This is a genomic window from Stenotrophomonas sp. PI_27, assembly GCF_027854495.1.
GTDB lineage: Bacteria > Pseudomonadota > Gammaproteobacteria > Xanthomonadales > Xanthomonadaceae > Stenotrophomonas > Stenotrophomonas pavanii.
The window spans coordinates 132,224-150,313 of record NZ_JAJNOF010000001.1 but is presented as its reverse complement, the minus strand read 5'-3'; the positions used below and the strand labels follow the sequence as shown (position 1 = coordinate 150,313).

Below are 18,090 nucleotides of genomic sequence, written 5' to 3'. Positions count from 1 at the left end.
CCGGCACTACCGGTGCGCGCGTTACTGCAGGGCCGGGGCCGGGCCGACGTCCATGCCGTCGTAGTCCTCCACGCCCTTTTCCTTGGCCAGCGCTGCGAATTCCTGGTTGCGGCGATCCAGCGACGCTTCGTCGTGGATCTCCACGCGCTCCACGTGCAGCACGTGGAACGGCGCGTCACCCTCTTCCGGCTCCTGCTCGAACAGTTCCACGAAGGTGTAGCCCTGCGCCTGCAGGTGCCCGGCCAGTGCCTGCAACGGCTCAGCGGTGGAGTGCACGAAGAAGTACCCCCACAGCAACGGGCCGTTGATGTCCCAGTCGGTGTTTTCGCGGAGGTTGGCGAACAGGTTGCGGGTGTCTTCGAGATCCATGCGGGTTCCAGGGGTCGGGGGGATTACTTGTCGCAGCCCTGCAGCTTCAGCGTCTGGCCATGGCGCAGGCTGTAGGCCGGGGCCTTCAGGCCATTGGCGCGGGCCAGCGTCGGCACGTCGCACTGGAACTTCGCCGCGATGGCACCCAGGGTTTCACCGCGGCCCACCTTATGGCTGCGCACCGGCTTTGGCCGCGCAGCCGGTGCCGGGCGTGGCGTCGACACCGGCGCCACCGGCGCGGTCGGCACGCTGGTGGAGGCCGCCGCATCGGCCACCGGCACCACGCCCCCCACCGCCACGCTGCCGGTGTAGCTGGCAGCCGTCGGGCGCTTGATCGCAGCATTCAGATCGGCGGTGATCAGGGTGCGGGCCAGGTCGGCACGCGGGCCACTGATGCAGTTGCGCTGGTACAGGCCAGCGATGCGGGTGGTGGCGTTGATCAGGGTGCCGGCCGGGATCCAGCCATCGGCTTCATAGCGCGGGTTGAGGTTGCGCAGCGCGCGCATGTAGCCGTCGCGGGTGCCGTGGCTGCCCAGGCAGATGGTCAATTCGTAGATGGTGGTGGACTTGGCCAGGCGCAGCGTGGCCGGCTGCGCGCTGATCTTCGGGAACTCCACGCCATACTGCTGCGGGTGCAGGAAGATCCAGGCCGCGGCAATCACCATCGGCACATAGTCCTTGGTTTCGCCCGGGAACTGGTTGTAGACGCTGTCGGTCCAGAAGCTCTGGCCGGCGCTCTGCTTGAACACGCGTGCGGCACGGCCTTCGCCACCGTTGTAGGCGGCCACCGACATTTCCACGTTGTTGTTCAGTTCGCGCAGGCGTTCGTTGAGGTAGCTGGCGCTGGCCTCGGCGGCACTGCGTGCATCGAAGCGGGTGTCGAACCCGGTGCCGTCCGGGCCGAGGCCGAAGCGGCGGCCGGTGGCCGGCATGAACTGCATCAGGCCGGCGGCGCCGGCGCGCGAGGACGCATGCACGCGGCCGTTGGATTCCTTGGCCATGATGCCGAACAGCAGTGCTTCGGGCAGGCCGCGCTTTTCCCACTCCGGCCACATCACCGCGCGCAGGTTCTGGTAGTTCTCGTAGCTGGTCAGCAGCGCCGGGCGCATGTCGGTCAGCCAGCGGCGGATGCCGGCCTGCACCGCCGGGTTGTATTCGACCATGCTGTCGAAGGCGTGCCGCTTGTCGTTCAGCAGCGCGGCAGCGCGCGCGGCCTCGGGCACGTCCGCGGTGAGCGGGCCGATGTGGTCAGGGTCGGCTTCCAGGCGGTCACCGCCCTCGTCGGCCACCTCATCGCTGGCGGCCGCATCGGCGTCGTGCTTGAGCAGGCGCTTGTAGCTGGCCAGCAGGGTGCCCATCTGGCAGCCCTTCTGCTTCACGCAGTCGTTGAGGACATCTTCCATGTCCTCCAGCGCGGCATCGGCCTCGTTGCTGCCCTTGGGATCGGCGTTGGAGACCAGCAGCAGGGCGTCGCTGTAGCGCTTCTCGGCGGCGGTCATGCGCTGCTGCAGCGCATCCACCTTCACCTTGTCCCGGGCCGAAACCCGCTGTGCGTGGGCGTCGGGCGCCAGGGAAACCAGGCCGGCCAGGGCCAGCAGCGGCCAACCGCGGGAAATCAGGACAGGAACGGGCATTGATGGCACTGTGTGCGAAACAGGCAGGCAGAGTAGCGGCGCCGCCAAGGTCCGGGCAAGCCGACCTTCGGACCGTCACTGCCGGCGGTTAACATTGGGCTATTCATCACAAGGGCTGGACCATGGATCCGATTCTGCTCGGCAAAGGCATTACCGACGATATTGCCGTCACCCTGCTGCCGAAACTCGGCAACCGCCACGGCCTGGTGGCCGGCGCCACCGGCACCGGCAAGACGGTGACCCTGATGACGCTGGCCGAGGGGTTTTCGCGACTGGGCGTGCCGGTGTTCCTGGCCGATGTGAAGGGTGATGTGTCCGGCCTGGCGGTGCCCGGCAGCGGCGCCGAGAACCTGCTGCAGCGTGCCGCCGAGATCGGCGTGGCCGACTACGCGCCAGCCGCCAGCCCCGCCATCTTCTGGGACTTGTACGGCAAGCTCGGCCATCCGGTGCGCACCACGGTCAGCGAGATGGGCCCGACTCTGCTGGCGCGCATCCTCGAATTGAACGACACCCAGGCCGGCGTGCTCGATATCGTGTTCAAGCTGGCCGACGACCGCGGCCTGCTGCTGCTGGACATGGACGACCTGCGCGCCCTGCTCGGCCTGGTCGCCGAGGAGCGCAAGGACATCTCCACCGAGTACGGCCTGGTCAGCGCGCAGTCGATCGCCGCGATCCAGCGTTCGGTGCTGCGCCTGGCGCAGGACGGTGGCGAGCATTTCTTCGGCGAACCGGCGCTGGAGCTGGCCGACATCATGCGGGTCAACCACGACGGCCGCGGCGTGATCGGCATCCTCGCCGCCGACCAGCTGGTACTCAAGCCCAAGCTGTACTCCACCTTCCTGCTGTGGCTGCTGTCGGAGCTGTTCGAGCAGCTGCCGGAAGTAGGCGACCTGGACAAGCCGAAGCTGGTCTTCATCTTCGATGAGGCGCACCTGCTGTTCGATGATGCACCGCCGTCGCTGGTGCAGCGCATCGAGCAGGTGGTGCGGCTGATCCGTTCCAAGGGCGTGGGCGTGTACTTCTGCTCGCAGTTCCCCGACGACGTCCCGGGCAACATCCTCGGCCAACTCGGCAACCGCGTGCAGCACGCGCTGCGTGCGTTCACCCCGCGTGACCAGAAGGCGGTGAAGACCGCGGCCGAGACGTTCGTGCCGAACCCGAAGCTGGACGTGGCCAAGGTGCTGAGCCAGCTCGGCACCGGTGAGGCACTGGTCTCCACGCTGCAGGACAAGGGCATCCCGATGCCGGTGCAGCAGACCCTGATCGCGCCGCCGCGCTGCAGGATGGGCCCGATCACCGAGGCCGAGCGCGCCCAGGTGCGTGCCGGCAGCCCGGTCGGCAGCCGCTACGACACCGCGGTCAACCGTGAATCGGCCGCCGAGCTGCTGGCCCAGCGCGCGCAGAAGAGCGTCGAGCAGGCCCAGGCGCCGGCCGCGCGCAGCCGCGAGCAGGACGACGCACAGGAAGGCGGGTTCGGCCAGGCGATCAAGGACGCGATCTTCGGCACCAAGCGCCGCCAGGGCATGATCGAAACCATGGCCAAACAGACCACGCGCACCGTCGGTACCAAGCTGGGCAACCAGATCGTGCGCGGCATCCTCGGCGGCATCTTCGGCGGCAAGCGCTGATCTGCCACGGCCGGGGTCAGAGCCCTTTCCGCTGGAAAGGGTTCTGATCCCGCTCCCCGTTCGTCATCCAGAAAAGAAGTCGTATTGCATGTCGCGTTGGCGCCCCCCCGCAGAAAAGAGCACCGCCCTGATCACCGCCTCCGGGCATGCGCGGCTGAAGGCCGAACTGGACGAGCTGTGGCGCGTGCGCCGCCCGGAGGTGGTGAAGGCGTTGGCCGCCGCCGCCGCAGAAGGCGACCGTTCCGAGAACGCCGAATACACCTACCGCAAGAAACAGCTGGGCGAGATCGACCGCCGGGTTCGCTACCTGACCAAGCGGCTGGAATCGCTGCGCGTGGTCGATACCACGCCAACCGATCCACAGGCGGTGTTCTTCGGTGCGTGGGTGGAACTGGAGAACGTGGACAGCGGCGATACCAGCCGCTACCGCATCGTCGGGCCGGATGAAACCGATGCCGGCCTGGGCTGGATCAGCATCGATTCGCCCCTGGCCAGGGCACTGCTGAAGAAGCGGCTGGACGATGAATTCTCGGTGGAACTGCCCGGCGGCCAGTTCACGTTTGCGGTGATCGGGGTGGAGTACGCGCCGTTGTAGAGTCGACTGTCGGTCGACTACCGCGCGAAGCGCGGCACAGACCTCCGCAGCCGGACGGCAAACGCACCGCGATCCTCATCGCCGCTGATGACTCGCCGGAACCACCTGTCAGGCGTTCACGGCCTCGGAACGAAGCGCAGTCGACTGACAGTCGACTCTAGATGGCCCCGTGCAATGGTGGCGGGTACGTGCGCCCCGCGCGCAGCGGGCGGAAGTAGTCGGCATTGCGATAGAAGGCGGAATCCTGCACGTCGTGCCAGCCCGGGATTCCAGCCAACGGCAGCGGACGCAGCTGCAAGGGATCGGTCACTGCCCGGCCCTCGGCGATGGCCGCGGTCACCGCGTCAACACAGGCCGCATCGTCAACACAGGCCGCATCGGCATCGCTTTGCACCACCACGCACTTGCCCACCAGCAACCGCCCCGGCAGCAGTGCCTGCTCCATCAGCGCATGCCCGAACACCGCCACGATGGCGATGTCGCCGCTGTGCCACCGCATCGGCTCGAACACTGCAGGCCAGTCATGCCCATCCCATGCGCGCAGCATCGTGCCATCGCGCACACGCACGATCACGCCGGTCTCGTCGAACTGGGTCAGGGCGGCCTGCGCACGGTTGCGCTGGCCGGGTGGCATGGCCTCGATATGCCGGCACTGCTGCACGTTGAGCGCACGTTTCAGCTGCGGGTAGGCAGCCCACACCAGCGCATTGAACAGGTCGTGCCAGTTGTCGGCGCGGGTGGCGATGCGCCCCCGCGCGATGCGGGTTTCGTAGTGCAGCCCATCGGCCAGCAGCGCGGCATCCTGTTCGACCAGGCGCGTGCCCGGCACGGCCAGGCGTGCATCCAGCGCCGCGACGGATGGCCATGCAGTGGCGTCCAGCAGGTCACGGAAGCCCTGCAAGCCGGCGAACAGCGGATGCTCGAAACGCCGTGCCGCCACCGCCGCACGTGGCGGCGGGACGAAGCGCCGTGAACCGCCGCCGTCACCGGTGGCGGTCGGCGCGAGGGTCACAGCACCTTGAGGTCGAATGCCGGGCGGGTAGCGGCGGGCAGCGCGTCACCGTACAGGTCGTGCTCGTCGCTCTCGGTGATTTCCACGTCGACGAACTCGCCCACGCGCAGCGGCACCTGGTCGGCGTTCTGGATGTGCACCAGGCCATCGATCTCCGGCGCATCGGCCCTGGAACGGGCCACGGCGATATCGCCTTCGATGGCATCGACCAGGCACTGCTGCACGGTGCCGATCCTGGCCTCCAGGCGTGCGGCGGAGATCTGCGCCTGCTTCTCCATGAAGCGGGCCAGACGCTCCTGCTTCACTTCCTCCGGCACCGCATCGGGCAGATCGTTGGCGGTGGCCCCCTCGACCGGCGAATAGGCGAACGCGCCGACGCGATCCAGCTGCGCTGCGTCGAGGAACGACAGCAGTTCTTCGAACTCGGCCTCGGTCTCGCCCGGGAAGCCGACGATGAAGGTCGAACGCACGGTGATGTCCGGCGCGATACGGCGCCAGTTCTGCACGCGCTCCAGGGTCTTCTCGACCGCGCCGGGGCGCTTCATCAGGCGCAGGATGCGCGGGCTGGCATGCTGGAACGGGATGTCCAGGTACGGCAGGATCCGGTTCTCGGCCATCAGCGGCACGATCTCGTCCACGTGCGGGTACGGGTAGACGTAGTGCATGCGCACCCATGCATCGAGTTCGGACAGGCCTTCGCACAGCGCCTTCAGGCGGGTCTGGTAGGCCTTGTTGCGCCACATCTTCTCGGCGTACTTCACGTCCACGCCATAGGCCGAGGTGTCCTGCGACACCACCAGCAGCTCACGCACGCCGCCACGCACCAGGCGCTCGGCTTCACGCAGCACCTCATCCACCGGGCGCGAGACCAGCTTGCCGCGCATCGACGGAATGATGCAGAAGCTGCACGTGTGGTTGCAGCCTTCGGAAATCTTCAGGTAGGCGTAATGGCGCGGGGTCAGCTTGATGCCGTAGTCGGGCACCAGGTCCACGAACGGGTCGTGCTTGGGCGGCAGTGCTTCATGCACCGCCTCCATCACGCTCTGGTAATCCTGCGGACCGGACACCGCCAGCACGTTCGGGTACGCCTCGCGGATCTGCTCCGGGCGCTTGCCCAGGCAACCGGTGACGATGACCTTGCCGTTCTGGTTCATCGCCTCGCCAATGGCATCCAGCGACTCGGTCACCGCCGAATCGATGAAGCCGCAGGTGTTGACCACCACCACGTCGGCCGAGTCGTAGGACGGGACGATGTCGTAACCTTCCGAGCGCAGCTGGGTGAGGATGCGCTCGGAATCGACGAGGGCCTTCGGGCAGCCAAGGCTGACGAAGCCGACTTTGGGGTTCAGCTGGGACATGGAATCGCGGGACTCTGGGGGCCTGGGCCCCTGCCGGCGTGGCAGGGGTTCCTGGGGGCCGGGGCCTGAAAGGGCGCCAGTATACCGGGGTTGGCGGCCATGCTCTGAACGGCCAGCCGCCCGATCACGCACAGCCGCTGACATCGTGCTAACCGGCACAGCACCGACAATGCAGCTCTGTTCCCAGCAACGAGGAAGATGACGATGGCCGAGTGGATCACCCTGGATACGCATCACGGCCCGGTACGGGCCTGGCAGGCCCTGCCGGACGGCACCGCGCGTGGCGGCCTGGTGGTGGTGCAGGAAATCTTCGGCGCCAATCCGCACATCCGCAGCGTGGCCGAGCGCTTCGCGGCCGAAGGCTATGCGGTGCTGGCGCCTGCGTTCTTCGACCTGCTGGACGGCACCGACGCCGATCCGGACGCCCTGCCGTACGACGCCGAGGGCGTGAAGCAGGGCCTGGAACGGGTCGGCGCACTGGGCATGGAGCGGGCGCTGGAAGTGGTCCGGGCCGCCGCAACCCGTCTGGCCCCTCATGGCAAGGTCGGCACGGTCGGCTACTGCTGGGGCGGCACGGTGGCGTTGCTGTCGGCACTGCGCCTGGGGTTGCCGTCGGTCAGCTATTACGGTGGGCGCAACGTGCAGTTCCTCGACGAAGCGCCCAAGGCCCCGGTGATCTTCCACTTCGGTGCGCAGGACCGCAGCATCCCGCCGGAAGCGGTCCAGGCCCACCGTGAGAAACTGCCGCAGATGGCCACCTACGTCTATCCGGCCGACCACGCCTTCAACCGGGAGGTCGGACATGCGTATGATCCAGACAGCGCCGCCCTGGCGCTGCAACGCACCCTGGACTTCTTCTCGGAGCATCTTGGATGAGCGAATTCGAACTCGATTCACGCCTGGCCACCGATAGCGTGCTGGTGGCGGAAGGACCGTTGTCGCAAGTGCGGCTGATGAACGACGAACGATTCCCCTGGCTGGTGCTGGTACCGCGCCTGGCCGGGGTGACCGAGTGGATCGAGCTGGATGGCGAGCAGCAGGACAAGCTGCGCACCGAGCTCAACCGCGCCTGCAAGGCCCTGAAAGGCTCCGACGGCGTGGAGAAGATCAACATCGGGGCGCTGGGCAACATCGTGCGCCAGCTGCACTTCCATGTGATCGGCCGCCATGACGGCGATCCGGCGTGGCCGGGCCCGGTCTGGGGCAGCGGCCCGGCGCATCGCTACGAGCCGGCGGCGCTGGACCAGCATGTCGCCTACTGGAAGGAACGGCTAGGATATCCGGCCCAGTCCTGAGCGTTTGCCGACCCGATGCGATTCAACCTCGTTGCCGCCGTCCTGCTGATCCTAATCGGCCTGTTCATGCTCGCCAGCAACCTCGGCTGGACGCATCTGAACCTGTCCAAGCTGCTGCTGACCTGGTGGCCGGTGGCACTGGTGGGCGTCGGCATCGCGATGCTGTTCGGTCGCGGCAAATAAGCAAAGGCGGCGCAAGCGCCGCCCTCTGCCCTGCCAGGAAGCCGAGCATGGCTCGGCTCCATAACCGATCAGGTCCGCGGCAGGGTCACGCCGGTCTGGCCCTGGTACTTGCCGCCTCGATCGCGGTACGAGGTCTCGCAGACGTCATCGGCGGCCGCCTGGAAGAACAGCATCTGCGCCACGCCTTCATTGGCATAGATGCGCGCCGGCAGCGGCGTGGTGTTGCTGAATTCCAGGGTGACGTGGCCTTCCCATTCCGGTTCCAGCGGGGTCACGTTGACGATGATGCCGCAGCGCGCGTAGGTGCTTTTGCCCAGGCACACCACCAGGGTGTCGCGCGGGATGCGGAAGTACTCCACCGTGCGCGCCAGCGCGAAGCTGTTCGGCGGGATGATGCACTCGTCGGCGGTGATGTCGACGAAGCTGCCCGAGTCGAAATGCTTGGGGTCGACAATCGTCGAGTTGATGTTGGTGAACACCTTGAACTCGCGCGAGCAGCGCACGTCGTAGCCATAGCTGGACGTGCCATAGCTGACGATGCGCTGGCCGTTGGCCTGCTTGACCTGCCCGGCCTCGAACGGCTCGATCATGCCGTGCTGCTCGGACATGCGGCGGATCCAACGGTCACTCTTGATGCTCATGCTTTGTCCTGGGGTACGAGGGGGCGCGAGGATTCTAGCAGGGGCCCGGCCTCGGCCGGCGGCCCCTGCCCCGGCGCTTACAGCAGCGACGACAGGATCGGGATCGAGGCCCGCGGACGCTTGCCGACCTCCTCGATCAGGCGCTGCGCGGCGTGGCGGTAGGCCTGGGCCGGCGCCGAATCCGGCTGGGCCACCGTGATCGGGGTGCCTGCGTCGCCCTGTTCGCGGATGCCGATCTGCAGCGGCAGCGACCCCAGCAGCGGCACGCCGTACTGCGCGGCCATGCGCTCGCCACCGCCTTCGCCGAACAGGTGCTCGATGTGCCCGCAGTTGCTGCAGGTGTGCACGGCCATGTTCTCGACGATGCCCAGCACCGGCACCTCGACCTTCTCGAACATCTTCAGCGCCTTCCTGGCGTCCAGCGTGGCGATGTCCTGCGGCGTGGTGACGATCACCGCTCCGGCCAGCGGAATCTTCTGGGTCAGGGTCAGCTGGATGTCACCGGTGCCCGGCGGCAGGTCGATCAGCAGGAAATCCAGGTCATCCCACAGGGTGTCATTGAACAGCTGGGTCATCGCCGAGGTGGCCATTGGCCCACGCCAGATCATCGGCGTGTCCTCTTCGATCAGGTAGCCGATCGACATGGTGTCCACGCCGAACGCGCGCAGCGGCTCGATGCTCTTGTTGTCCGGGCTTTCCGGGCGACCGGACAGGCCCAGCATGGCCGGCACGCTGGGGCCGTAGATGTCTGCGTCGAGCACGCCCACGCGCGCGCCAAGCTGCTGCAGCGCCACGGCCAGGTTCACCGCGGTGGTGGACTTGCCGACGCCGCCCTTGCCCGAACCGACCGCGATGACATTGCGGATGCGGGCATGCGGCGTAAGTCCCTTCTGGACCTGGCTGGCATGGGGACGGCGGGGGGAACTGTTCACAACGAGCACCGGCAGGGTCAAGGGGATAACCCAACATCATACAAGCTGGACGCAACCTGACTGAAATTCAGGATTGCGACGGATTCGTGCACAGATTGTTAAGTTCATGTTACGTTCGATGAGCACTGTTTTTGAGCTGCGGAGCCCGCTGTTCCGGCCCGCGCGATGGCGCATGCGCAGTGCCGTTTTTGTTTTTGCTCTCCATTGGAACTTCATGAAACACGTCAGCAATACCGCACGTCGCAACACGCTCGCCGTCGCCCTGATTTCCGCTCTGATGGCCGCCGCCCCGGCAATGGCCCAGGACAAGGCGACCAACCTGGACAAGATCACCGTCACCGGCTCGCTGATCCCGCAGACGCAGATCGAAACCCAGACCCCGGTGATGTCCATCACCGCCGAAGACATCCAGACCCGCGGCTTCAGCAGTGTTGCTGAAGTGCTGCAGCAGTCGTCGCTGACCACGGGCGGCCTGCAGGGTGGCCAGACCTCGGGTGCGTTCACCCAGGGCGCCGAAGCGGCCGGCATGTTCGGCCTGAACCCGGGCTACACCAAGTACCTGATCAACGGCCGCCCGATGCTTTCGTATCCGGCGCTGTACAACGGCAGCGAGTCGTTCAACAACATCAGCGGCATTCCGATCGACATCGTCGAGCGCATCGAGGTCCTGCCGGGCGGCCAGTCGTCGCTGTACGGCTCGGACGCGATCGCCGGCGTGGTCAACATCATCCTGAAGGAACGCATGGACGGCGGCACGATGTCGATCCGTGGCGGCACCTACACCGAAGGTGGTGGCAGCAACATCCGCTTCAGCGCCGCCAAGGGCTTCAACGCATTCGACGACCGCTTCCACGCGCTGGTCAACGTGCAGATCGAAAACGGCAGCCCGATCTGGGGCTACCAGCGTGACATCACCAAGCAGAACAACCCGGTCGGCTACACCGCGCAGCTGCCGTCGAACGACTTTGCCGTCATCGGCAACGCCGACAACAAGCTGTACATGATGGACCCGACCCGCTGCGGCAACGTCGCAGGCCTGTACGACGGCACCACCACCGTCGGCAAGCGTGCATCGGGCGAATCGTGCGGCTCGGTGTACAGCGCCGGCTACAAGACCCTGAAGAACGGCAAGAACAGCGGCCAGTTCTACTCGTCGATGACCTTCGACGTGAACGACAACTTCCAGCTGTTCGCCGATGTGCTGTACAGCAAGGAGAAGACCGAGTTCACCTCCGGCTCCAGCGCCCTGTGGTGGGGCACCAAGTCGGTGATGGGCGGCTTCTACGACCAGGGCCTGGGCAAGGTCGTGAACCTGCAGCGCGCCTTCGCGCCGGAAGAAATCGGCCCGGGCCACTACAACAACATCCTGAACTCCGATGAGAGCCGTTCCTACCAGGTCACCCTGGGCGGCAAGGGCATGGTCGGCGATTGGGACTACAGCGCCAGCTTCACCCGCGGCGAATACCGCCTGGACCAGAACCGCTTCGCACGCTGGAAGGACAAGATCGAAGGCTTCTTCGGCGACACCGTGCTGGGCCCGCGCCTGGGCACCACCGCTGATGGCTTCGGCATCTACAACCCGGACTACACCGCGTTCTACTCGCCGATCACCCCGGACCAGTTCGCCAGCTTCACCGGCTATGGCACCCATCGCAGCAAGACCTGGCAGAACCTGGGTCGCGTGCAGGTGACCAACGGTTCGCTGTTCTCCCTGCCGGGCGGCGACGCCGGCCTGGCCGTGGTGCTGGAAGGCGGCAGCGAAGGTTGGGACTACTCGCCCGACCAGGCCTTCGTCGATGGCAACGCCTGGGGCGCCACCGCCGTGGCCGGTGCCGGCCACCGCAGCAACTACGCGGTGACCAGCGAACTGCGCATGCCGGTGTTCGAATCGCTGACCATCAGCGCCTCGGGCCGCTACGACGCCTTCAAGATCGCCGACAAGACCGTCGACAAGGCCACCTACAGCATCGGCCTGGAATACCGCCCGGTTGAAAGCCTGCTGCTGCGCGGCAAGTACGGCACCGCATTCCGCGCGCCGACCCTGTCCGATGCCTTCCAGGGCATGAGCGGCTCGTTCGCCTCCGGCCAGAACGACTACTACCGCTGCAGCCAGATGGGTTACGCGCTGCGTGACGAAGCCTGCTCGTTCTACAAGACCACCTCGGTGTACAGCGAAAAGTCCGGCAACCCGGACCTGAAGCCGATCACCGCCGACGTGTGGAGCGCGGGCGTGGTGTGGGCCCCGGTGAGCAACTTCTCGCTGTCGGTCGACTACTACAACTGGAAGATCAAGAACGAGGTCAAGACGCTGAGCACCGACCAGCTGCTGCTGGCCGAGTACCAGTGCCGCAACGGCCTGCCGAACAACACCTCGGCCAGCTGCCAGAACGTGACCGACTGGGTGTCCCGCGACGCCGGTGGCAACCTGACCCGCGTGTACACCCCGAAGCTCAACGTGGCCAGCCAGAACCTGGAAGCGGTGACCGTCGGTGCCAAGTACCAGCAGGACCTGGGCCGCTTCGGTTCGCTGATGTTCTCGGGCAACTACACCAACATGCTGAAGCGTGAAGTGGTGCCGCTGCCCGGCGCGCAGAAGCTGGATCTGCTGAGCGATCCGTACAACATGTGGTACTACGACAACTTCGCCAAGGTGCGCGGCGATGTGTCGGTGGGCTGGGCCATCTCCAAGTTCACCACCACCGTGTACGCCAACTACGTCGGCAGCACCCCGAACTACCTGGCCTACACCGGCCGCAGCTATGACTACGTCCACGCCTCCGGCGCCAAGGCCGGCAAGTGGGGCTCGTACACCACCTACAACATGAGCCTGAACTACCAGGCGCAGGACGATCTGACCCTGTCGCTGATGGTCAACAACGTGTTCAACAAGCTGCCGGAAGGCCAGCGCTACAACTACCCGGGCAACGAATCGACCCCGTTCAACGACGGCTTCTACAGCGTCTACGGCCGTCAGATCTCGGCCCAGGTCAAGTACGACTTCTGATCCCGTCGTATTCCGGACTGCGTGTCTGGACCAGGCCCCGCTTCGGCGGGGCCTTTTTTTTGGCCGGCCGCGCGCGATGCAGCGGAGCACCGCCCGTCGCCGACCACTCCAGCCTGAATGCATGGCTAATGCACCTCCCGGAGCGCCGGGGACGGACCTCACCGCCCCATATGAGAAAAAAACATAAGAAATCAATGACATGGCAAAAGGCTGATACTCAACCCGGGTTTGCCGAATCCGCCATTATGACGAGAGCATGAATGGTTGACAGGCCAAGTTAAGTCTGTGTTAACGTTGGATCGTCGGCTTGTGAAGCCGGTGAGACGTGGGCAACGCCCACCAGGGACGGCGGCGGCTGCGACAGGCGCCGACCGAGGTTTGATTCATCAGGGGATCCACATATGACCATCCGCAAGGCACTCATCCGCCACCCGCTGAGCTTTGCGCTCACCACGGCCCTCCTGGCAACCGGCATCGCCCCCGCGTTCGCCCAGGAAGCCGGCAACGAGGCAGGCGGCAAGAACAGCAGTGCCACCAATCTTGATCGCGTCTCGGTCGTTGGCTCGCGCATCAAGCGCGCCGACGTCGAGGGCCCGGCACCGGTCACGGTGATCACCCGCACGGATATCGACCGTGAAGGTTTCCAGACCGTTGGCGACATGCTGCAGACGTTGACCCAGAACACCACCTCGTCCTTCACCGGCGACCTGGCGGTGACCGGCTTCACTCCGAACGCACAGGTGGTCAACCTCCGCAACCTGGGCCCCGGCTACACGCTGACCCTGGTGAACGGCCGTCGCCCGGCGCAGTACCCGCAGCCGTACAACCGCGACAACAATGTCGCCAACATCAACTCGATCCCGAGCAGCATCGTCGAGCGCGTGGAAGTCCTGACCGGCGGCGCCTCGGCCATTTACGGCTCTGACGCCGTGGCCGGCGTGGTCAACATCGTGCTGCGCGAGCATTACGACGGCAACCTGGTCCGCCTGACCACCGGCACCACCGCAGAAGGCGGCGGCGACACGGTCAACCTGGAACTGACCGGCGGCCGTACCGGCGATCGCTGGAGCGCGGTTTGGGCCCTGCAGTACAGCGATCGCGAGGCTGTCTACGCCAACCAGCGCAAGTTCCTGTCGGATCTGCGTGAGGGCCCGCTGGGTTCGACCGCAACCCCGGGCCTGTCGCTGATCGCGATCCGCGGCCTGGCCTCGGCCAATGGCCGGGTCAACCAGAACGCCTACTATCCGGGCCAGGCCAAGTGCGATGCACTGGGCTTCACCACGGTGACCACCGCCGCCCGTGGCACCTACTGCGGTTCGTACGACAGCAACGCGGCGCGCTCGATCTCCAACCAGCGCCAGTTCTACTCGGCCTACGGCTACGGCACCTTCGACTTCACCGACACCACCCAGGGCTGGGCCAGCGTCAACTATTACACCACCAGCGCCAAGGCCAGCGCCGGCACGGAGTTCTGGGGCACCTCGGGCGACAAGTTCAACATCCTGTCCAATGGCACCACCAGCGCGTACTACTACGATGCCGGCCTGCGCGACATCGTGCAGTTGCAGCGTGTCTTCACCGCCGCCGAACTGGGTGGCAATGAAGCGGCCAGCACCAAGTACGACGAATACACCTACGACTTCGCTGCCGGCGTGCGTGGCACCTTCGCCGACCGCTTCGACTGGGAAGCCACCGGTGGCTACGGCTACTACAACTACAAGATGGACCGCCCGCGCCTGCTCGCGAAGTCGGTGCATGACTACTTCCTGGGACCGGTGCTGGGCTACAGCAACGCCACCGGCACCGGTGCAGGCGTCTACCCGATCCACCGCCTGAACCTGGATCGCTGGTCCTCGCCGATCACCCCGGAGATCTACCAGTCCTTCGCGACCCGCGTGATCAACCGCTCCGAAACCAGCGTGGCGAATGCCGCCTTCAACGTCAGCGGCGACCTGTTCGAACTGCCGGCCGGCGCTGTTGGCTTCGCCAGCGTGCTGGAATGGAACCGCCAGAAGATGGACATGGTGAGCGACCCACGCACCGACCAGCTGCGTCCGATCGACGGCCAGACCATCTACAACCTCACCAGCTCCGGTGAGACCCACGGCACCCGCGACCGCTACGCCGTCGGCGCCGAGTTCCGCGTGCCGATCTTCAGCAACCTGAGCGTCAACGCTGCGGCGCGCTATGACAAGTACGACGACATCTCGTCGGTTGATGCATCCACCACTTACAACCTCGGCCTGGAATTCCGCCCGTTCAGCAACCTGCTGCTCCGCGGCAGCTATGCCACCAGCTTCCGCGCGCCAGACATGCAGCTGATCTACGCCGGCGGTGCCGCGTCCTACACGACCGAACTGGACGAATACTCCTGCCGCTCCGGTACCGGTCCGGGCGCTGCCCAGGGCCCGCGTACCCGCACCCAGTGCAACACGCCGACGAGTGACCCGACCAAGTACTCGGTGCAGACCCTGGTGGCCGGCAACCCGAACCTGACCGAGGAAAAGGGCAAGTCGTGGGGCGCAGGCTTTGTGTGGGACGTTACGGATGGCATGTCGCTGACGGTCGACTACTACCGCATCCGCCTGGAGGACGCCGCCGCCCAGCTGAGCAACGACTACCTGCTGCGCGCTGAGGCGGCCTGCCGCCTGGGCACCGCCAGCGACGGTCGCGCGGTCCCCAGTGCTTCGGTCTGCCAGAACGTGCTGGGCCTGATCACGCGCACCAACCTGCCCGGCTCGCCGGACGATGGCCGTATCCAGCGCATCAACAACGCCTACATCAACACCGCACTGCAGGACACCAGCGGTATCGATGCAACCTACAAGTACGCGCTGGACACCGACCGCTGGGGCCGTTTCAACGTCGACCTGGGTTACTCGCTGACGCTGACCAACAAGTACAAGCAGACCGCCGACGACGACCTGATCGATTACCGCGACCTGCCGCCGGAGTACTTCAACCCCGAGCGCAGCCGCGCCCGCGGCAGCCTGACCTGGACCAAGGGCGACTGGGCCACCACCGTGTTCGGCACCCGCTACGGCTCGGCCTTCAGCTATGCCGAAGCTGATGGCACCAACAGCGCGGGCGGTGCCTACTCGCGTCGCCTGGCGCCGTACTTCCTGTGGAACCTGAGTGTGGGCAAGAAGTTCGGCGAGAACGTGCTGGCCACCTTCCAGGTCGTCAATGTGTTCGACAACCAGTATCGCAAGGACAACAGCAACACGACGTACCCGTTCTACAACCCGTTCATCGGCGCAGACCCGCTGGGCCGTCGCTTCTACGTGAGCCTGCAGTACAAGTTCTGATCCTCGCTGCATGAGGTAGGAACGCATGGGAAAGCCCGGGTCTGAACCGGGCTTTCCTTTTTTGAACCGGCCGCAGCTACCGCTGGCCAGGACAAGGACCCCTGATCATGAAGAAGACCTCGCTGTTGACGCCGTTGGCCCTGGCGCTCGCCGCCGCCCTCCCCGCTGCCTTGCCGGCCGCCGCTGCGGGCGCGGCGACGCCCTATTCGATCGAAGACTTCGCCAGGCACGCCAGCTACAGCTCGGCCAGAATCTCACCGAGCGGCGCCTACCTGGCTATCAGTGTCGATCTGGGCGACCAGGACGTGCTGACCATCCTGCGCACCAGTGACCTGAAGGTACTCAAGGTCAACCAGCTGCCGGACAAGAAGAGCGTGGGCAGCTTCCACTGGATATCGCCGGAACGGCTGATGTTCAACGCGGTGAAAAAGCAGGGCGGCTACGCCCAGCCCTTCCCCACCGGGGAATGGTTCGCGGTCAACGCCGACGGCAGCCAGGCCCGCCCGGTGATCTTCTACGGCACCCGCGATGCCACCCAGCGCAGCAAGAGCGTGGGCAACGAATCCTATTCGTTGCTGGACACGCTGCGCGGCGATGACCAGAACGTGATCATGCAGGTCCGCTACCCGCGCTCTTCCGAAGGCGCAGGCACCCAGGTGGTGAGCGTGGACACCATCAGCGGCAGGCGCACGCCCTTGGCGCGCGCACCCAAAGAGAACTGCGACATCGCACTGGATGGCGCCAAGGAACCGCGCTTCGCGGTCTGCAGTTCCAGCCGCGATGAGAGCGGCGAATATGATGAGCGCAGCGAGCTGTACCGCCGCGACGGCACCACCTGGACGTTGATCAACGCCTCCAAGTCCGACGGCCAGCATCTGCGCGTGCTGCGCACCAGCGCCGACGGTACCGTCTACGCCGAACAGGATGATGGCAAGGTCCCATCGGCAATCGGCACGCTGGACACCGGCAGTGGCCAGTTCCAGAAGCTGTTCCAGGATCCTGTCAGCGAAGTCTCGCAGATGATGTGGAGCACTGATGACAAGCGCCTGATCGGCGTGGTCAACCAGGCCGGCAGCCCCAAGGTCACCCTGCTGGATGAGGATCACCCCGATGCCGCGCTGTACCAGTCGCTGGCCCAGGCATTTCCCGGGCAGATGGTGCAGTTCTCCAGTTCCACCGAAGATGGCAACCGCATCCTGGTGTCGGTTTACAGCGACACCAATCCAGGGGAGCTGTACCTGTTCGACCGCAAGACCGGCCAGGCCCGTTTCCTGCTGCAGGGCCGCGACTGGCTTGATCCCAAGCGCATGGCCAGCGTCACCCCGTTCACCGTCAAGGCACGGGACGGCCAGCTGCTGCATGGTTACCTGACCGTCCCGCAGGGGGCGCAGGGCAAGCGCCTGCCAATGATCGTCAACCCGCACGGCGGCCCGATCGGCCCGCGCGACAACTGGGGCTTCAATCCCGAGGCGCAGCTGCTGGCGAGCCGTGGCTATGCCGTCCTGCAGGTCAACTTCCGTGGCTCTGGCGGCTATGGCAAGGCCTTCGAGAACGCGGGTCACCGGCAATGGGCCGACGGCATCCAGAACGACATCCTCGATGCCACGCATTGGGCCATCGACCAGGGGGTGGCTGACAAGGACCGCCTGTGCATCTATGGCGGCAGCTTCGGTGGCTACTCTGCACTGATGGCGCCCATCCGTGAGCCAGGCCTGTTCAAGTGTGCTTTCGGCTACGTCGGGGTATACGACGTGGACATGCTGTTCAAGAAGGGCGATATCCCGCAGCGCGAGTCCGGTCAGCGCTATCTGCGCCGCACTCATGGCACCGACGTGGCCGAATGGAACAAGGTCTCGCCCGCCCGCCGGGCCGGTGAGGTCAGGATTCCGGTATTCCTGGCCGCAGGTGCCCGCGACATGCGCGCCGTGCCCGAGCAGACCGAGCTGATGGCCAAGGCACTCACCGATGCCGGCAACCCTCCGGAAGGCGTGATCATCCAGTCCGGTGAAATGCATGGCTTCTACGACGTTCCGGCCCGGGTAAATCTGTACTCGAAGATGCTCGACTTCTTCGGCCGGCATATCGGCACGCCCGCACGCTGAACGAACCGGGGCAGCACGCCTGCCCCGTG

At 65.9% G+C, this 18,090-nt stretch carries 14 protein-coding genes; 8 read left to right on the top strand and 6 right to left on the bottom strand.

Annotated elements, in window-relative coordinates:
- Positions 1–21 precede the first annotated feature (21 nt).
- Both LRM18_RS00675 and LRM18_RS00670 read right to left on the bottom strand, forming a co-directional pair.
- Entirely contained in the window at positions 22–369 is a 348-nt protein-coding gene (locus LRM18_RS00675; protein ID WP_053460967.1) for a ribonuclease E inhibitor RraB, read from the bottom strand.
- A 23-nt stretch (positions 370–392) separates the two neighbouring features.
- On the bottom strand, positions 393–2,003 hold the full coding sequence (locus tag LRM18_RS00670; protein WP_049470625.1) for a transglycosylase SLT domain-containing protein: 1,611 nt from the start codon (positions 2,001–2,003) through the stop codon (positions 393–395).
- Positions 2,004–2,125: 122 nt separating this feature from the next.
- Between LRM18_RS00670 and LRM18_RS00665 the strand changes: the two genes are divergently transcribed.
- Complete coding sequence (locus tag LRM18_RS00665) at positions 2,126–3,631, top strand: helicase HerA-like domain-containing protein (protein WP_103281887.1); 1,506 nt, start codon at positions 2,126–2,128, stop codon at positions 3,629–3,631.
- Positions 3,632–3,719: 88 nt separating this feature from the next.
- On the top strand, positions 3,720–4,226 hold the full coding sequence (gene greB / locus LRM18_RS00660) for a transcription elongation factor GreB (RefSeq protein ID WP_049470619.1): 507 nt from the start codon (positions 3,720–3,722) through the stop codon (positions 4,224–4,226).
- 157 nt (positions 4,227–4,383) lie between these two features.
- Here greB and LRM18_RS00655 read toward each other — a convergent pair whose 3' ends face one another.
- A complete protein-coding gene (locus tag LRM18_RS00655; RefSeq protein ID WP_270949229.1) occupies positions 4,384–5,238 on the bottom strand; it encodes a DUF3025 domain-containing protein in 855 nt (284 codons plus the stop codon).
- On the bottom strand, positions 5,235–6,596 hold the full coding sequence (gene rimO, locus LRM18_RS00650; protein WP_049470615.1) for a 30S ribosomal protein S12 methylthiotransferase RimO: 1,362 nt from the start codon (positions 6,594–6,596) through the stop codon (positions 5,235–5,237). Before rimO ends, LRM18_RS00655 begins: the two co-directional genes overlap by 4 nt.
- Before the next feature lie 204 nt (positions 6,597–6,800).
- Here rimO and LRM18_RS00645 point away from each other — a divergent pair, with 204 nt between their 5' ends.
- Genes LRM18_RS00645 through LRM18_RS00635 form a run of 3 tightly spaced genes read left to right on the top strand, consistent with a single transcriptional unit; the run spans position 6,801 to position 8,074 of the window.
- A complete protein-coding gene (locus LRM18_RS00645; RefSeq protein ID WP_053460970.1) occupies positions 6,801–7,472 on the top strand; it encodes a dienelactone hydrolase family protein in 672 nt (223 codons plus the stop codon).
- Positions 7,469–7,891 carry an HIT family protein gene (locus tag LRM18_RS00640; RefSeq protein WP_014037994.1) on the top strand — a complete coding sequence of 141 codons (423 nt, stop codon included), beginning with the start codon at positions 7,469–7,471 and terminating at the stop codon, positions 7,889–7,891. The genes LRM18_RS00645 and LRM18_RS00640 overlap by 4 nt, the downstream gene beginning before the upstream one ends.
- A 15-nt stretch (positions 7,892–7,906) precedes the next feature.
- Positions 7,907–8,074 (top strand): DUF5668 domain-containing protein, encoded by a 168-nt coding sequence (locus LRM18_RS00635; protein ID WP_005418011.1) that lies wholly within the window; start codon positions 7,907–7,909, stop codon positions 8,072–8,074.
- 68 nt (positions 8,075–8,142) lie between these two features.
- On the opposite strand, the gene dcd is transcribed toward LRM18_RS00635, so the two are convergent.
- Both dcd and apbC read right to left on the bottom strand, forming a co-directional pair.
- Positions 8,143–8,715: a dCTP deaminase gene (gene dcd / locus LRM18_RS00630; protein WP_014037995.1), complete on the bottom strand. Its 573-nt coding sequence runs from the start codon at positions 8,713–8,715 to the stop codon at positions 8,143–8,145.
- 77 nt (positions 8,716–8,792) lie between these two features.
- On the bottom strand, positions 8,793–9,647 hold the full coding sequence (gene apbC / locus LRM18_RS00625; RefSeq protein ID WP_049470685.1) for an iron-sulfur cluster carrier protein ApbC: 855 nt from the start codon (positions 9,645–9,647) through the stop codon (positions 8,793–8,795).
- A 214-nt stretch (positions 9,648–9,861) separates the two neighbouring features.
- Here apbC and LRM18_RS00620 point away from each other — a divergent pair, with 214 nt between their 5' ends.
- The 3 genes from LRM18_RS00620 (at position 9,862) to LRM18_RS00610 (ending at position 18,061) form a co-directional block, all read left to right on the top strand.
- Positions 9,862–12,651, top strand: coding sequence for a TonB-dependent receptor (locus LRM18_RS00620; protein WP_049470610.1), 2,790 nt, complete (start codon positions 9,862–9,864; stop codon positions 12,649–12,651).
- A gap of 401 nt (positions 12,652–13,052) precedes the next feature.
- Positions 13,053–15,959: a TonB-dependent receptor gene (locus tag LRM18_RS00615; RefSeq protein ID WP_049470608.1), complete on the top strand. Its 2,907-nt coding sequence runs from the start codon at positions 13,053–13,055 to the stop codon at positions 15,957–15,959.
- 107 nt (positions 15,960–16,066) lie between these two features.
- Positions 16,067–18,061 (top strand): prolyl oligopeptidase family serine peptidase, encoded by a 1,995-nt coding sequence (locus LRM18_RS00610; RefSeq protein WP_064238945.1) that lies wholly within the window; start codon positions 16,067–16,069, stop codon positions 18,059–18,061.
- Positions 18,062–18,090 lie beyond the last annotated feature (29 nt).

Excerpts from the sequence above, each read along its gene's own strand:
- dcd (WP_014037995.1), bottom strand. The coding sequence starts at position 8,715 with ATGAGCATCAAGAGTGACCGTTGGATCCGCCGCATGTCCGAGCAGCAC.
- LRM18_RS00620 (WP_049470610.1), top strand. The coding sequence starts at position 9,862 with ATGAAACACGTCAGCAATACCGCACGTCGCAACACGCTCGCCGTCGCC.
- rimO (WP_049470615.1), bottom strand. The coding sequence starts at position 6,596 with ATGTCCCAGCTGAACCCCAAAGTCGGCTTCGTCAGCCTTGGCTGCCCG.
- LRM18_RS00675 (WP_053460967.1), bottom strand. The coding sequence starts at position 369 with ATGGATCTCGAAGACACCCGCAACCTGTTCGCCAACCTCCGCGAAAAC.
- LRM18_RS00610 (WP_064238945.1), top strand. The coding sequence starts at position 16,067 with ATGAAGAAGACCTCGCTGTTGACGCCGTTGGCCCTGGCGCTCGCCGCC.
- LRM18_RS00670 (WP_049470625.1), bottom strand. The coding sequence starts at position 2,003 with ATGCCCGTTCCTGTCCTGATTTCCCGCGGTTGGCCGCTGCTGGCCCTG.
- LRM18_RS00635 (WP_005418011.1), top strand. The coding sequence starts at position 7,907 with ATGCGATTCAACCTCGTTGCCGCCGTCCTGCTGATCCTAATCGGCCTG.
- LRM18_RS00665 (WP_103281887.1), top strand. The coding sequence starts at position 2,126 with ATGGATCCGATTCTGCTCGGCAAAGGCATTACCGACGATATTGCCGTC.
- greB (WP_049470619.1), top strand. The coding sequence starts at position 3,720 with ATGTCGCGTTGGCGCCCCCCCGCAGAAAAGAGCACCGCCCTGATCACC.
- LRM18_RS00645 (WP_053460970.1), top strand. The coding sequence starts at position 6,801 with ATGGCCGAGTGGATCACCCTGGATACGCATCACGGCCCGGTACGGGCC.
- LRM18_RS00640 (WP_014037994.1), top strand. The coding sequence starts at position 7,469 with ATGAGCGAATTCGAACTCGATTCACGCCTGGCCACCGATAGCGTGCTG.
- LRM18_RS00615 (WP_049470608.1), top strand. The coding sequence starts at position 13,053 with ATGACCATCCGCAAGGCACTCATCCGCCACCCGCTGAGCTTTGCGCTC.